Genomic DNA, 13,535 nt, shown 5'->3' with positions numbered 1-13,535 from the left:
CCGTGAGCACTGCCCCGGGCACGCCCGCCCACGGGGAGGTGCCGTCCTCAGGCCGCTCAGCGCACCTTCGCAGGAGGTGCGGGCAGGGCAGTGATGCCTGCCGGGTCCGCGAGTAATCGGGTAAACGCCAGTTCGGCAGCCCCGATCATCATAAGATCGGAGCCCAGCGCGGCACGGTAGATCCTGGCCCGGCCCGCCGCCTCGTCCAGGGCCTGGGTCCGGATCAGGCCGTCCAGCGTGTCAGGCGAGAGTGCGTGCAGAATGCCCAGGAACCCATCGAGGACGATCGCGTCCGGGTTGAACGTGTTGACCGCGTTGCGCAGGGTGATGCCCAGATAGCCCAGTTGGCGGGCCACTTCCGCGGCCAGCTCCGCACTGGCTTTCGAGCGGAGGGCCGCTTCGAGCTGGCTGGCGTCGCCGCCGCCGAGCCCTGCCAGGTCGAAGAGCCGGGACTGGGACACCTCGGTTTCGAGGCAGCCGGAGGCGCCGCAGTGGCAGATCTGGCCGGCGGTGCGCACGAAGGTGTGTCCCAGCTCGCCCGCATATCCGGCGGACCCGCGCAGCAACGCTCCATCGGCAATGACGCCGCCGCCGATGCCGCTGGCGCCGCCGTTGAGGTAGACCAGGTTGCCGCGGCCGGCGCCGGCCCCGAAAATGAGCTCGGCTTCCGCACCCAGGGAGGCATCGTTGTCCGCCAGGCACGGGTAGCCGGTGGCCTCGCCCAACATCCGGGCCACGGGTTCGTCGCGCCAACCCAAATGGGGGGCGTGGCGGACCACCCCGTCGGCACGGTTGACCAGGCCGGGCACTGCCAAGCCGATGCCAACGATCCGGTAGGACGCATCGAGCTCCGACCGCATCCCTACAATGACTGCGGCAGCGATGTTGACTGCTTCCTTGGCGGTGGGGATCCGCTCCGTGGCGAAGCGGATCTTCTTCTGGACTTTTCCGCCCAGGCTCACCAGTCCGATGGTGACGGCGTCCACTTCCGGGTTCACGGCCAATGCCGCCGTGGACGGATCAGGCCTTACGTCCGGGCTCGGACGGCCAACCTGGGCTTCGCCGGACGGCGCCGCTTCATAGACGAGTCCGAGGGCCACCAGCTGGCCCACCAGCGTCCCCACCGTGGACCTGTTCAGCCCCGTCCGTCTGGTCAGCTCCGCTCGGCTGAGGACACCATGGTGGTGCACCAGGGTTGCGATCAGGGCAAGGTTGTTCCGCCGCGACGGATCGGGATCGCTGGCCGTTGCGGGGAGGCGGGTTGCTGAGGACATCATCCGTGACAATATCAGGAGCCGAAGACCGCGTAGTCCAGGAACCGGTTGCGGAACTTTCCGGCCGGATCCAGCCGGCCGGCCAGGGCCCTGAAGTCATCGAAGCGTGGGTACAGGGGCCCGACGGCGGCAGTACCGCCGTCGAACAGCTTGCCCCAGTGAGGCCGTGCGGCAAAGGGCGCCAGCTCCGCCTCAAGCAGTGGCAGTACCGCCTCCACCGCTGGCTGGTCCTGCCGCCAGGTGAAGTGCAGGCCGATGCCGTCGCGACCATAATTTGGGCTCAGCCAGAGCCGGTCGGCAGCAATCGTGCGGATCTCGGAGACCAGGAGCAAGGGAGTCAGGACCCCGGAGAGTTTGCGCAGCGTGCGAATGGCATCCACAGCGTGTTCCCGGGGCACCAGGTACTCGGACTGGAGTTCGTCGCCCTTGCTGGGCGTGAACTCCATCCTGAAGTGGGCAAGCCGGTCCGACCACGGCCCCGGCACGCCGAGTTGTTCCGTGCAGTTACTTCCGGAGACGCCCGGGAGCGGATGCCGGGCCGACAGGGCCGGGGTGCCGCCGAAGAAGTCCCGCCTGCCGGCCACCACTCCCGGATCCGACACCCGGCCCTTCAGCCATGCTTGCCCAACGGTACTGCCGCTCCAGTCAGTGAAGAGGCTGACGCTGTACGCGGAGGAGGTGACGTCGTCGAAATTCTCCAGAACCCGCTCCCAATCCAGGTCCTCAAAAACGTGCTGGGCAACATGGAAGGCCGGCTCTATGTCCAGGGTCACGCTGCTGACGATTCCCAGGGCGCCCAGTCCCACCACCATGCCGTCAAAGTCCGTGGTCTCGCCGCGGCGGGCGGTGAGGATGCCGCCGTCTGCGGTCACGAGTTCCAAACCGGCGACGGCGGTGGCCAGATTCCCGTTGCCGTCTCCGGAGCCGTGCGTGGCCGTGGCCACCGCACCGGCCACCGAAATATGGGGCAGCGAGGCCAGGTTGTGCAGGGCGAAACCTTGCCGCTGCAGCTCCGCGGCGAGCGTCCCGTACCGCGTGCCTCCGCTCACCGTGACGTTCAGGTTCTCAGCATCGACAGTGATGGCCGGATCCAGCAGGTTCAGGGCCGCCCGCGTGCCTGAAGTGTCGGCGATGTCGTTGAATGAATGGCGGGATCCCAGGGCGCGGATGGTCCGGGCTCCGGCCACCAGTTCCTGCAGCTCCGCCACGGTGCGCGGGTGCGCGATCCGTTCCGCCCGGTAGCCGAAGTTTCCGGCCCAGTTCCGTTGCTGCACACGTTGTTCAGTCACGCTCTGCGTCCTCCACGGAGTCTGGTTTTCAGGTTTGGTGTTCTTCACAACATAACCGCTTCGGGTGCGGAAAACCAGAGATTTCGAGGGAGTTGGCATTCAGAACCCAGCCTAGCTCGGAGTGCCTAGTAGTTGACTCACGGAAATTCCTAATATGTTTGTGCGCAGAACAAAATGCTGCGACTCATCAAAGGGACGCGGTACGCACTCCTCTTCATACCTACTAACGGAGCATTCAATGACGATTCAGCCCACCCGCGAAGACAAGTTTTCCTTCGGCCTTTGGACGGTCGGCTGGGAGGCCCAGGACCAGTTCGGTTCTGCCACCCGTCCGCCCCTGGACACCGTCGAAACCGTCAACAAGCTGAGTGATCTGGGTGCCTACGGCATCACCTTCCACGACAACGATCTCTTTCCCTTTGGCTGCTCGGCAGCTGATCGCCAGCGTGAGATCGACCGGCTGACCGGTGCGCTCAAGTCCACGGGGATGATCGTTCCCATGGTCACCACGAATCTGTTCAGCCACCCGGTTTTCAAGGACGGCGGCTTCACCAGCAATGACCGGGGCGTGCGCCGCTTCGCCTTGCGCAAAGTGCTGGACAACATCGACCTCGCAGCTGAACTCGGCGCCGAAACGTTCGTGATGTGGGGCGGCCGTGAGGGCAGCGAGTACGACGCCGCCAAGGACATCCGCGGCGCCCTGGAGCGTTACCGCGAGGCCGTGAATCTGCTCGGCGACTACGTCACGGACAAGGGCTACAACATCCGCTTCGCCATCGAACCGAAGCCGAACGAACCCCGCGGCGACATCCTGCTCCCCACCCTGGGACACGCCCTTGCGTTCATCGAGACCCTGGAACGTCCGGAACTTGTGGGCGTTAACCCCGAGACCGGCCACGAGCAGATGGCCGGTCTCAACTTCACCCACGGGATTGCCCAGGCCCTTTACCAGGGCAAGCTGTTCCACATCGACCTCAACGGCCAGCGCAGCATCAAGTTCGACCAGGACCTGGTGTTCGGCCACGGCGACCTGCAGAACGCGTTCTCCCTGGTGGACCTGCTCGAAAACGGCGGCCCCGACGGCGGACCGGCCTACAGCGGCCCCCGCCACTTCGACTACAAGCCCGGCCGCACCGAGGACATCGACGGCGTGTGGGACTCCGCCGCCGCGAACATGCAGACCTACCTGCTGCTGAAGGAACGCGCGAAGGCCTTCCGTGCCGACCCCGAAGTGCAGGAAGCGCTGTTGGCTTCCCGCGTTGCCCAAATCAATGAGCCCACCCTCAACCCCGGTGAAGGCTACGAGCAGCTGCGATCGGACGGCGCTTCCTACGAGGATTTCGACGCCGATGCCTACTTTGGCGGCAAGGGCTTCGGATTCGTGCGGCTGCAGCAGCTCTTCATCGAGCACCTTCTCGGAGCGCGCTGATACTGTGGCGGCTGCTTCGTTGAACCTCGTTGCCGGGGTTGACTCCTCCACCCAAAGTTGCAAGGTTGCGGTCCTGGACGCTCAAAGCGGTGTCCTGGTCCGCGAGGGCCGGGCGAGCCACCCGGACGGGACGGAAGTCCATCCTGACCATTGGTGGCGGGCCCTGGCCGAAGCCATCGAGGACGCCGGCGGGCTGGCGGACGTGGACGCGTTGTCCGTCGCGGGCCAGCAGCACGGCATGGTGCTGCTGGACCGCGACGGCAACGTGGTGCGGCCCGCGCTCCTGTGGAATGACACGCGCTCCGCGGCAGCTGCAGCGGCACTGATCGATGAGGTAGGGGCCGGGGAGTTCGCGCGGCGTACCGGGCTGGTACCGGTGGCATCCTTCACGGTCACCAAGGTCCGCTGGGTCAGGGACAACGAGCCCGAATCCGCTGCCAGGGTGGCAGCCGTCGCCCTCCCCCATGACTGGCTGAGCTGGCGCCTGCGGGGATACGGTCCGGCCGGGGCCAGCCCGCTGGGCCCGGACCTGGAGGCGCTCACCACGGACCGCTCGGATGCCAGCGGGACCGGCTACTGGAGCCCCGCCTCCGGCAGCTATGACGTGGAGCTATTCCGGCTGGCCTTCGGCAGGGACGCACGCGAAGCCCGTCAAGAGCCGGAAGCGGCTGGACCTGCACCTGTTTCGGCTGCCCCCGCGGCCGGGGGCGCTGTCATCCTGCCGCGCGTGCTGGCTGCCGGCGAAGCCGCCGGCCGTGTTCATCCACTCTGTTTTGCGGGGAGCAACGCCGGCGCTCGCCCTCGTACGGATGCTGGCCCAAGTGGTGGCGGCGGGCGGGCTGAAATCCTGCTCGGCGCCGGCGCCGGGGATAACGCAGCCGCGGCCCTGGGTCTGGGCGCCAAGCCCGGGGATGTGGTGGTCTCCGTCGGCACCAGCGGAACAGTCTTCGCCGTCGCATCCGAGGTTGGTTACGATCCCAGCGGAACAGTTGCCGGCTTTGCAGACGCGGGCGGCGACTATCTGCCCATCGCCGTACGCTGAACGCCGCCAGGGTGCTGAGCTCCATGGCCACGCTGCTGGACGTCGGTTTTGATGAACTCTCCAGGCTGGCATTGGACGCTGCGCCCGGGGCAGATGGTGTGGTGCTCGTGCCGTATTTTGAGGGCGAACGCACCCCCAACCTGCCGCACGCCAAGGCCAGCCTGCATGGTCTCAGCATCGCGTCCGCCACCCGAAGCAACATTGCCCGGGCGGCCATCGAAGGGATGCTGTGCGGATTGTCCGGCGGCCTGGCAGCCTTGCTGGCTTTGGGCTACCCGGCGCGGCGGCTGCTGCTGATCGGCGGAGCCGTGCAGAACCCGGCGGTACAGAAGATCGCGTCACAGGTGTTTGACCTGCCGGTGGTGGTGCCAAGCCCCGACGAATACGTGGCCCGCGGCGCCGCAGCACAGGCCGCCTGGGCACTCACGGGAGCCCGTCCCGACTGGCCGGTGGCACTTGTCGCGGCGCCGGCGTCGGACTTCCAGCCCGTCATCGGCCAGCAGTACGCGCGGGCCTGTGGGCATATTGATGAGGACAGCCGCGCCGCAGTGCCTTCGACCTCCAGCTAGCCGACTTCCAGTCAGCACCGAGGTAGGTCGCTAAGGCTCTCCTGAAAGGATGAATCCCCAAAGAGCCCTGAAAGTGCCCTATCCAATGCCCAGTAACCCGCGTGGGATCGCTGAGGAGTTCGGTGCTGCCTGGAACGCGGCGGATCCGGAGGCCTTGGCGGCCCTCTTTGTAGACGACGCCGACTTCGTTAACTTTGTCGGTCTTTGGTGGACGAACCGGCGTCAGATCCGTGAGAACCATGCCATTGGGTTCCGGCGCATGTTCCCGGACACCGTGATGGTGCTGGAGCGCGTCAGGGTCCGCTTCCTCGGGACTGATGTGGCCGTGGTTCACGCCCGGTGGACCATGACCGGGCAGATTGACCCCGACAGGGACCGAACAGGAACAAGGCGCGGAGTCATCAGCTTCACGGCGCCCGCCAATCGAAAGGTCGGTGGCTGGCCATGAGCGCGCAAAACACCGATATCGTCCCTGGGATGCAACCCCACGTTTCCACGGACGAAGGACTGACGCCGGAAACGTGCTCGGGGACACTCTCCAAGCCCGCACGGTAAACGCCGACCGGCAAAGCCTTTGCTCGGACACACGCATTGACGCAGTACGAGTTATATGGAATATTGCTTCGTATACGATTTCATACTCGATGAGGAGTAATTCTTGGAACAGGTCACCGACCATACCCTGGCCGCGGCCCGCAAGGTCATCGCGGTGCACATCAATTACCCCAGCCGGGCAGCCCAGCGTGGCCGCACGCCGGAGCAGCCCTCCTACTTCCTGAAGCCGCCGTCCTCCCTAACGTTCGGTTCGGCAGAAGCCCCTTCCGCTGTAGAGCGTCCGTCCGGCTGCGAACTCCTCGGCTTCGAGGGCGAGGTCGCCCTGATCATCGGCAAGCCCGCCCGCCGGGTCGGCGTGGAGGACGCCTGGAGCCATGTCGAGTGGGTGACCGCCAGCAACGACCTCGGCGTCTACGATCTCCGCTACGCGGACAAGGGCTCCAACCTCCGGTCCAAGGGCGGCGACGGCTTCACGCCGATCGGCCCCGAGTTGATCCCCGCGGACGCCGTGGACCCCGCCGGTCTCCGCATCCGTACCTGGCACAACGGCGACCTCGTCCAGGACGACACGACCGCGGACCTGCTTTTTCCATTCGCCCGCCTCGTCGCCGACCTGTCCCAGCTGTCGACGCTAGAGGAGGGCGACATCATCCTGACCGGCACCCCCGCCGGCGCCTCGGTGGCCAAGCCGGGCGACGTCGTCGAGGTTGAAGTCAGCACCGTTGAAGCCAGCGCATCCACCAGTCTCTCCACGGGGCGTCTGGTCACCCGGGTGGAGGAAGGCACGACGGCGTTCGCTGACTTTGGTGCGCAGCCCAAGGCAGATGACGGGCAGCGGGAGGAGGCGTACGGTTCGCGGGCAGCGGCGGGCCTTGCACCCGTGGAGGCTGCCGCCGTCGGGCATGTTCTGACCCCTGAGCTGAAAGCGAAGCTGGAAAGCGTCTGCACCGCCACCCTGTCCTCGCAGCTGCGCAAGCGCGGCCTGAACAATGTCAGCATCGACGGACTCACCTCCACCCGCCCGGAGAAGCGGATCGTGGGCCTGGCCCGGACCCTGCGGTATGTGCCCAATCGCGAGGACCTGTTCAAGTCACATGGCGGCGGTTTCAACGCCCAGAAGCAGGCCATCGACTCCGTCAACGAGGGTGAAATTCTGGTGATGGAAGCCCGAGGGGAAAAGGGCACCGGCACGATCGGTGACATCCTGGCACTGCGGGCCCAGGTCCGGGGTGCTGCGGCGATCATCACCGACGGCGGGGTCCGGGACTTCGCCGCGGTGGCCGCGATGGACATGCCCACCTACTACGCCAACCCGCACCCCGCCGTCCTGGGGCGCCGGCACATCCCGTGGGACACGGACATCACCATCGCCTGCGGCGGCACCACCGTGCAGCCCGGGGACATCATCGTGGCCGACGCCGACGGCATCCTGGTGATCCCGCCGGCCCTCGCCGATGAGCTCGCGGACGAGTCCATCATCCAAGAGCGCGAGGAAACCTTCATCGCGGAAATGGTGGCACAGGGCCACAGCGTGGACGGCCTCTACCCGCTGAACGCCACCTGGCGGATGAAGTACGAGGCATGGGAAGCAGGCAAAGCCCAATGACTGAGACGTTGATGGCGACAGGCAGCAAATCAGAGCAGGCCTACGCGGCCGTCAAGGCACGGATCGTGGACGGTACCTACTCCCCCGGCTACCGGCTGGTCCTGGCCGCCATCGCCAAGGATCTGGGAGTCAGCGTGGTCCCGGTCCGTGAAGCGATCCGCCGCCTCGAGGCCGAAGGTCTGGTGACATTTGAGCGGAACGTCGGCGCTAGGGTATCCGGGATCGACCCCACCGAGTACCTCTACACGATGCAGACCCTGAGCATCGTCGAGGGCGCAGCCACCGCGTTGTCGGCGCCGCTGATTGGCCCGGCGGATATTGCACGTGCCCGGGCGGTGAACGAGGACATGCGCGAATGCCTCCAGCATTTCGACCCCGTCCGCTTCACGGCGCTGAACCAGGACTTCCACAGCATCCTCTTTGAGCAGTGCCCCAACCCGCACATCCTGGACCTGGTCCACCGGGGCTGGAACCGGCTCGCCTCGCTCCGGTCTTCGACGTTCCGGTTCGTTCCGGGCCGTGCCCACGAATCGGTGGACGAGCACGAGGCGCTGCTCCGGCTCATCGAGGGCGGAGCCGGCGCGGAAGAGATTGAGAAGTCCGCCCGCCGGCACCGCTCCGCCACCTTGGACGCGTACCTCGCCCAAAGCAACGCGGGGTCACTAAACGCCCGATAAACGGCCCCGCATGGGCAAGAAGTGACCCCGCGTTGCATTAGAAGCAAAGGAAAACAACAATGACGTTCACCACCGAACAGTCCACGAAACACTACGTGCCGCAGGACCTCCCCACACACATCCAGCACTACATCAATGGCCAGTTCGTTGACTCCGTGGGCGGGAAGACCTTCGACGTCCTGGACCCGGTCTCCAACCAGAACTACGCCACCGCTGCGGCCGGCCAGAAGGAGGACATCGACCTCGCCGTCGCCGCCGCCCGCGAAGCATTCACCACCGGGCCCTGGCCGAAGATGAAGCCGCGCGAACGCGCCCGGCTCCTGAACAAAATCGCGGACGCCGTCGAGGCCCAGGAGGAGCGCCTCGCCGAACTCGAAACGTTCGACACCGGCCTGCCGATCACCCAGGCCAAGGGCCAGGCGCTGCGCGCGGCCGAGAACTTCCGGTTCTTCGCGGACCTGATCGTGGCCCAGTTTGACGACGCCATGAAGGTCCCCGGTGCCCAGATCAACTACGTGAACCGCAAGCCGATCGGCGTCGCCGGCCTCATCACCCCGTGGAACACGCCGTTCATGCTGGAGTCCTGGAAACTCGCCCCCGCGCTGGCCACCGGGAACACAGTGGTCCTCAAACCCGCCGAGTTCACGCCCCTGTCCGCGTCGCTCTGGGCGCAGATCTTCAAGGACGCCGGGCTCCCGGACGGTGTGTTCAACCTGGTCAACGGCCTCGGCGAGGAAGCCGGCGACGCCCTCGTCAAGCACCCGGACGTCCCGCTGATCTCGTTCACCGGCGAGACCACCACGGGCCAGACGATCTTCCGGAACGCCGCCGCCAACCTCAAGGGCCTCTCGATGGAACTCGGCGGCAAATCCCCCTGTGTGGTGTTTGCCGACGCCGACCTGGATGCCGCGATCGATTCCGCCCTGTTCGGGGTCTTCTCCCTCAACGGCGAACGCTGCACCGCCGGTTCCCGCATCCTCGTGGAACGCGCCATCTACGACGAGTTCTGCGAAAAGTACGCCGCCCGCGCCAAAAACATTGTGGTCGGGGACCCGCACGATCCCAAGACCGAAGTGGGTGCCCTGGTCCACCCGGAGCACTATGCGAAGGTGGCCTCCTACGTGGAGATCGGCAAGACCGAAGGCCGGCTCCTCGCCGGAGGCGGCCGCCCCGACCACCTCCCCGAAGGCAACTACATCGCACCCACCGTGTTCGCCGACGTCGCCCCCGACGCGCGGATCTTCCAGGAGGAAATCTTCGGTCCCGTCGTCGCGATCACCCCGTTCGAGAACGACGACGAAGCACTCGCCCTGGCGAACAACACCCGCTACGGTCTCGCGGCCTACATCTGGACCCAGAACCTGACCCGCGCCCACAACTTCTCGCAGAACGTCGAGGCCGGCATGGTCTGGCTGAACAGCCACAACGTCCGCGACCTCCGCACCCCGTTCGGCGGCGTTAAAGCCTCGGGCCTGGGCCACGAGGGCGGCTACCGCTCCATCGATTTCTACACCGATCAGCAGGCCGTGCACATCAGCCTCGGCACCGTTCACACACCCAAATTCGGCGCCTGAGCCGCCAAGCCCTTTCAAAGAAGAGAGAATCCCATGACCGACTTTGTCCGCACCCCCACCGTCCCGGCTCCGGACATCGTCCGCTGCGCCTACATGGAGATCGTGGTCACCGACCTTGCCAGGTCCCGCGCGTTCTACGTGGACGTCCTGGGCCTGCACGTGACCGAGGAAGATGAGAACAACATCTACCTGCGCTCCCTGGAGGAGTTCATCCACCACAACCTCGTGCTCCGCAAGGGACCCATCGCCGCCGTCGCCGCTTTTGCCTACCGGGTGAAGTCCCCCGACGAAGTGGACGCCGCAGAGGCCTATTACCAGGAACTGGGCTGCCGCACCGAACGCCGCAAGGAGGGCTTCACGAAAGGTGTGGGTGACTCTGTCCGCGTGGAGGACCCGCTGGGATTCCCCTACGAGTTCTTCTACGACGTGGAACACGTCGAACGCCTCACCCAGCGCTACGACCTCTACTCCGCCGGCGAACTGGTCCGCCTGGACCACTTCAACCAGGTCACCCCCGACGTGCCCCGCGGCCGCAAGTACCTTGAGGACCTCGGCTTCCGCGTCTCCGAGGACATCCAGGACTCCGACGGCGTCACGTACGCGGTCTGGATGCACCGCAAGCAGACCGTGCACGACACCGCCCTGACCGGCGGCAACGGCCCGCGCATGCACCACATCGCGTTCGCCACCCACGAAAAGCACAACATCATCCAGATCTGCGACAAGATGGGCGCCCTGCGCATCAGCGACCGGATCGAACGCGGCCCCGGCCGGCACGGCGTGTCCAACGCCTTCTACCTCTACATCCTGGATCCCGACGGACACCGCATCGAGATCTACACCCAGGACTACTACACCGGCGACCCCGACAACCCCGTCGTCACCTGGGACGTCCACGACAACCAGCGCCGCGACTGGTGGGGCAACCCCGTGGTCCCGTCCTGGTACACCGAGGCCTCCCTGGTCCTGGACCTCGACGGTAAGCCGCAGCCCGTCGTCGTGCGTGAGGAAAAGAGCGAAATGGCGGTCACCGTGGGTGCCGACGGCTTCTCCTACACCCGCAAAGACGGGGCCCCCGAAGGGGACCGGACAGGCTTCAAGCTGGGGGCGCAGCTGTAGCCATGCTGGACGCGAAGACGATTGAGGCCATCGCCGACGAACTCCTGGCGGCCGCCCGGACCCGCACCCCGGTCCCCCGCCTCACCGCCCGCTACCCGGAGATGACGGTGGAGGACTCCTATGCCGTGCAGCAGCTGTGGCGGCGGCGCAACGAGGACGCCGGCCGCAAGCTGGTGGGCCGCAAGATCGGCCTCACCTCCAAGGCCATGCAGTCCGCCACCGGCATCACCGAGCCGGACTACGGCGCCATCTTCGATGACATGGTGCTCGGAACCGGCTGCTCGGTGGAGTGGGACCAGTACACCCATCCCCGGGTGGAAGTTGAACTGGCATTTGTGCTGAAGAAGGACCTGTCCGGACCCGGCTGCACCATCTTCGACGTCCTGGACGCCACGGACTACGTGGTTCCGGCACTGGAAATCCTGGACTCCCGGATCGAAATGGAGGGCCGGACCATCGTGGACACCATCGCAGACAACGCCGCGATGGGCGCCATGGTGATCGGCGGCAACCCCGTAAAACCCGACGCCGTGGACCTCCGCTGGGTCTCGGCCATCCTCTACAAAAACCAGACCGTGGAGGAAACCGGTGTTGCCGCCGGCGTCCTGGACCACCCCGCCAACGGCGTGCACTGGCTCGCCAACAAGATCGCCGCCCACGGCGACGGAATGAAAGCCGGGGACATCATCCTCGCCGGCTCCTTCACCCGCCCGCTGTGGGTGTACAAAGGCGACACCGTCCACGCCGACTACGGACCCTTGGGAGCCATCACATGCCGCTTCGAGTAGAACCCGGAAATCCTGTCTACGCGAACACCTTCCGCGACGCCCTCGCCGCGGCGGACCGCCCCCTGGCAGGAATGTGGGTCTGCTCCGGCAGCCCGCTGATCGCAGAACTCTGCGCCGGATCCGGCCTGGACTGGCTCCTCATCGACGCCGAACACAGCCCCAACGGCCTCGAATCCATCCTCGCCCAGCTCCAGGCCGTCAACGGCTACCCGGTCCAGGTCCTGGTCCGGCCCCCGGTCAACGACACCGTGCTGATCAAGCAGTACCTGGATCTGGGAGTGCAGAACCTGCTGATTCCCATGGTGAACTCGGTGCAGGAGGCGGAAGCAGCGGTGGCCGCCACCCGCTACCCGCCGCACGGCGTCCGCGGCGTGGGATCCGCCCTCGCCCGGGCCTCGCGCTGGAACCGTGTCCCGGACTACCTCACCCGGGCGTCAGAGACCGTCAGCGTCACCGTCCAGATCGAATCGACAGCGGCCGTCGAAGCCGTCGAGGATATCCTGGCCGTGGACGGCGTGGACGGCATCTTCCTGGGACCGTCCGACCTCGCGGCTTCGATGGGCGTGCTGGGACACCAGGAACACCCCAAGGTGCGCGCCGCCGTCGAACACTGCCTTGCCGCCGCAAAAGCGGCCGGGAAACCTGCCGGGGTGAACGCGTTCAACCCCGATACTGCCCGCAGCTACCTGGCGGCCGGCGCCGCCTTTGTCCTGGTGGGCGCCGACGTCGCTATCCTCGCCCGCGGCTCCGAGGCGCTGGCCGCCGCTTTCACTAAGGCCTCCGACGGCGAAACCCCCGCCAGCTACTGACGCGGGAACTCCACGGATTGGCTCAGGTGGGACCGCTGCCCGGCGGGCCGCTGAGGACGGTGGGGATGTACTCGAGCAGCTGGAGCCGACCGTCGAAGGTCCTTCTATTTACCATCTCGAGCGAGATGTCCGGATAGCCGTCGTAGATCCGTTCCTTGCCGGTGCTGCCTGTAATCACCGGGAAGACGACCAATCGGAACCTGTCCACGAGGCCAGCGGTCAGCAGCGACCGGCAGAGACTGAGGCTGCCCAGGGTGCTCGCCGGCGTGGCCATGATCCAGAGCACCGCCGTTCCGGCCTTGCTCGGGATTATGGGGATCGTCGTCGGCGCAGTGCTGGCACTGTGCTCGCTGGAATTCGTGGGATCGTTCGAACCGCATGGCTGGAAGCTGGCCGCGACGCTGACGCCAGTGACCTACGTGGTGTGGTCACTCTGGCTGGTGGCGGTCGGCGTAGTCCTGCTGCTCTGAACTGCAGGCACGGAGTGTCGGGCTCCCCTCCGGCCATCCCTCGTGGTGCAGCTGTTCCCTCCAGCAGGTCTGGCTGGGGCCTCCAATCGTTGCTAGCGTGGCGGCATGAGCCCGTCGAAGACCCCGGCCGAGATCCTCGACATTGGCGGCGCCGAGGTGCGCATCTCGAGTCCGGACAAGGTGGTTTTCCCCGAGCCCGGGCTGACTAAGCTCGACCTGGTGCGCTATTACCTCGCCGTCGCGGATGGTGCGCTGCGCGGTGCGGGTGGCCGGCCCATGGTGCTCAAGCGCTTCCCGAAGGGCATCTACGCTGAGCCGTTTTTCCAAAAGCGCG

14 protein-coding genes and 1 pseudogene are annotated in these 13,535 nt (G+C 66.3%); 12 read left to right on the top strand and 3 right to left on the bottom strand.

The window, feature by feature from the left end; genetic code table 11:
- Positions 1-56: 56 nt before the first annotated feature.
- Complete coding sequence (locus tag NG698_RS01860; protein WP_252607911.1) at positions 57-1,277, bottom strand: ROK family transcriptional regulator; 1,221 nt, start codon at positions 1,275-1,277, stop codon at positions 57-59.
- Between the two features lie 11 nt (positions 1,278-1,288).
- Complete coding sequence (locus NG698_RS01855) at positions 1,289-2,563, bottom strand: FAD-binding protein (protein WP_252607910.1); 1,275 nt, start codon at positions 2,561-2,563, stop codon at positions 1,289-1,291.
- Positions 2,564-2,801: 238 nt separating this feature from the next.
- Between NG698_RS01855 and xylA the strand changes: the two genes are divergently transcribed.
- The 10 genes from xylA to NG698_RS01810 all read left to right on the top strand — a co-directional run bounded on the left by xylA (position 2,802) and on the right by NG698_RS01810 (position 12,731).
- On the top strand, positions 2,802-3,992 hold the full coding sequence (xylA, locus tag NG698_RS01850; RefSeq protein ID WP_252607909.1) for a xylose isomerase: 1,191 nt from the start codon (positions 2,802-2,804) through the stop codon (positions 3,990-3,992).
- Between the two features lie 4 nt (positions 3,993-3,996).
- Entirely contained in the window at positions 3,997-5,034 is a 1,038-nt protein-coding gene (locus NG698_RS22080; protein WP_509908520.1) for an FGGY family carbohydrate kinase, read from the top strand.
- Positions 4,950-5,603, top strand: coding sequence for an FGGY-family carbohydrate kinase (locus NG698_RS22075; RefSeq protein ID WP_509908521.1), 654 nt, complete (start codon positions 4,950-4,952; stop codon positions 5,601-5,603). The genes NG698_RS22080 and NG698_RS22075 overlap by 85 nt, the downstream gene beginning before the upstream one ends.
- Positions 5,604-5,688: 85 nt before the next feature.
- Positions 5,689-6,051 carry an SgcJ/EcaC family oxidoreductase gene (locus tag NG698_RS01840; protein WP_252607908.1) on the top strand — a complete coding sequence of 121 codons (363 nt, stop codon included), beginning with the start codon at positions 5,689-5,691 and terminating at the stop codon, positions 6,049-6,051.
- Positions 6,052-6,261: 210 nt separating this feature from the next.
- A complete protein-coding gene (locus tag NG698_RS01835) occupies positions 6,262-7,764 on the top strand; it encodes a fumarylacetoacetate hydrolase family protein (RefSeq protein ID WP_252607907.1) in 1,503 nt (500 codons plus the stop codon).
- Positions 7,761-8,441 (top strand): GntR family transcriptional regulator, encoded by a 681-nt coding sequence (locus tag NG698_RS01830; RefSeq protein ID WP_252607906.1) that lies wholly within the window; start codon positions 7,761-7,763, stop codon positions 8,439-8,441. The genes NG698_RS01835 and NG698_RS01830 overlap by 4 nt, the downstream gene beginning before the upstream one ends.
- Positions 8,442-8,500: 59 nt before the next feature.
- Positions 8,501-10,015 carry a 5-carboxymethyl-2-hydroxymuconate semialdehyde dehydrogenase gene (gene hpaE, locus NG698_RS01825; protein WP_252607905.1) on the top strand — a complete coding sequence of 505 codons (1,515 nt, stop codon included), beginning with the start codon at positions 8,501-8,503 and terminating at the stop codon, positions 10,013-10,015.
- Positions 10,016-10,048: 33 nt separating this feature from the next.
- Positions 10,049-11,134: a 3,4-dihydroxyphenylacetate 2,3-dioxygenase gene (gene hpaD / locus NG698_RS01820; protein WP_252598713.1), complete on the top strand. Its 1,086-nt coding sequence runs from the start codon at positions 10,049-10,051 to the stop codon at positions 11,132-11,134.
- Positions 11,135-11,136: 2 nt separating this feature from the next.
- Positions 11,137-11,922: a 2-oxo-hept-4-ene-1,7-dioate hydratase gene (gene hpaH / locus NG698_RS01815; RefSeq protein ID WP_252598712.1), complete on the top strand. Its 786-nt coding sequence runs from the start codon at positions 11,137-11,139 to the stop codon at positions 11,920-11,922.
- Positions 11,907-12,731, top strand: a complete 825-nt coding sequence (locus NG698_RS01810) for an aldolase/citrate lyase family protein (protein ID WP_252598711.1) — start codon at positions 11,907-11,909, stop codon at positions 12,729-12,731. The genes hpaH and NG698_RS01810 overlap by 16 nt, the downstream gene beginning before the upstream one ends.
- A 22-nt stretch (positions 12,732-12,753) precedes the next feature.
- Here the strand turns inward: NG698_RS01810 and NG698_RS01805 are convergent.
- Positions 12,754-12,996, bottom strand: a pseudogene (locus NG698_RS01805) (dihydrofolate reductase family protein); the annotation flags it as partial.
- A 7-nt stretch (positions 12,997-13,003) separates the two neighbouring features.
- Here NG698_RS01805 and NG698_RS01800 point away from each other — a divergent pair.
- On the top strand, positions 13,004-13,201 hold the full coding sequence (locus tag NG698_RS01800; RefSeq protein ID WP_252607904.1) for a hypothetical protein: 198 nt from the start codon (positions 13,004-13,006) through the stop codon (positions 13,199-13,201).
- A 105-nt stretch (positions 13,202-13,306) separates the two neighbouring features.
- A partial coding sequence (ligD, locus tag NG698_RS01795) for a non-homologous end-joining DNA ligase LigD (RefSeq protein WP_445260431.1) occupies positions 13,307-13,535 on the top strand: 229 nt, incomplete at its 3' end.

Origin of the sequence: Pseudarthrobacter raffinosi, assembly GCF_023913735.1 — a bacterium.
Lineage (GTDB): Bacteria > Actinomycetota > Actinomycetes > Actinomycetales > Micrococcaceae > Arthrobacter > Arthrobacter raffinosi.
The sequence above is the reverse complement of the archived record's forward strand: the minus strand, read 5'-3'. Positions and strand labels throughout refer to the sequence as shown.

Excerpts from the sequence above, each read along its gene's own strand:
- NG698_RS01860 (WP_252607911.1), bottom strand. The coding sequence starts at position 1,277 with ATGATGTCCTCAGCAACCCGCCTCCCCGCAACGGCCAGCGATCCCGAT.
- xylA (WP_252607909.1), top strand. The coding sequence starts at position 2,802 with ATGACGATTCAGCCCACCCGCGAAGACAAGTTTTCCTTCGGCCTTTGG.
- NG698_RS01840 (WP_252607908.1), top strand. The coding sequence starts at position 5,689 with ATGCCCAGTAACCCGCGTGGGATCGCTGAGGAGTTCGGTGCTGCCTGG.
- NG698_RS01830 (WP_252607906.1), top strand. The coding sequence starts at position 7,761 with ATGACTGAGACGTTGATGGCGACAGGCAGCAAATCAGAGCAGGCCTAC.
- hpaE (WP_252607905.1), top strand. The coding sequence starts at position 8,501 with ATGACGTTCACCACCGAACAGTCCACGAAACACTACGTGCCGCAGGAC.
- hpaD (WP_252598713.1), top strand. The coding sequence starts at position 10,049 with ATGACCGACTTTGTCCGCACCCCCACCGTCCCGGCTCCGGACATCGTC.
- hpaH (WP_252598712.1), top strand. The coding sequence starts at position 11,137 with ATGCTGGACGCGAAGACGATTGAGGCCATCGCCGACGAACTCCTGGCG.
- NG698_RS01810 (WP_252598711.1), top strand. The coding sequence starts at position 11,907 with ATGCCGCTTCGAGTAGAACCCGGAAATCCTGTCTACGCGAACACCTTC.
- NG698_RS01800 (WP_252607904.1), top strand. The coding sequence starts at position 13,004 with ATGATCCAGAGCACCGCCGTTCCGGCCTTGCTCGGGATTATGGGGATC.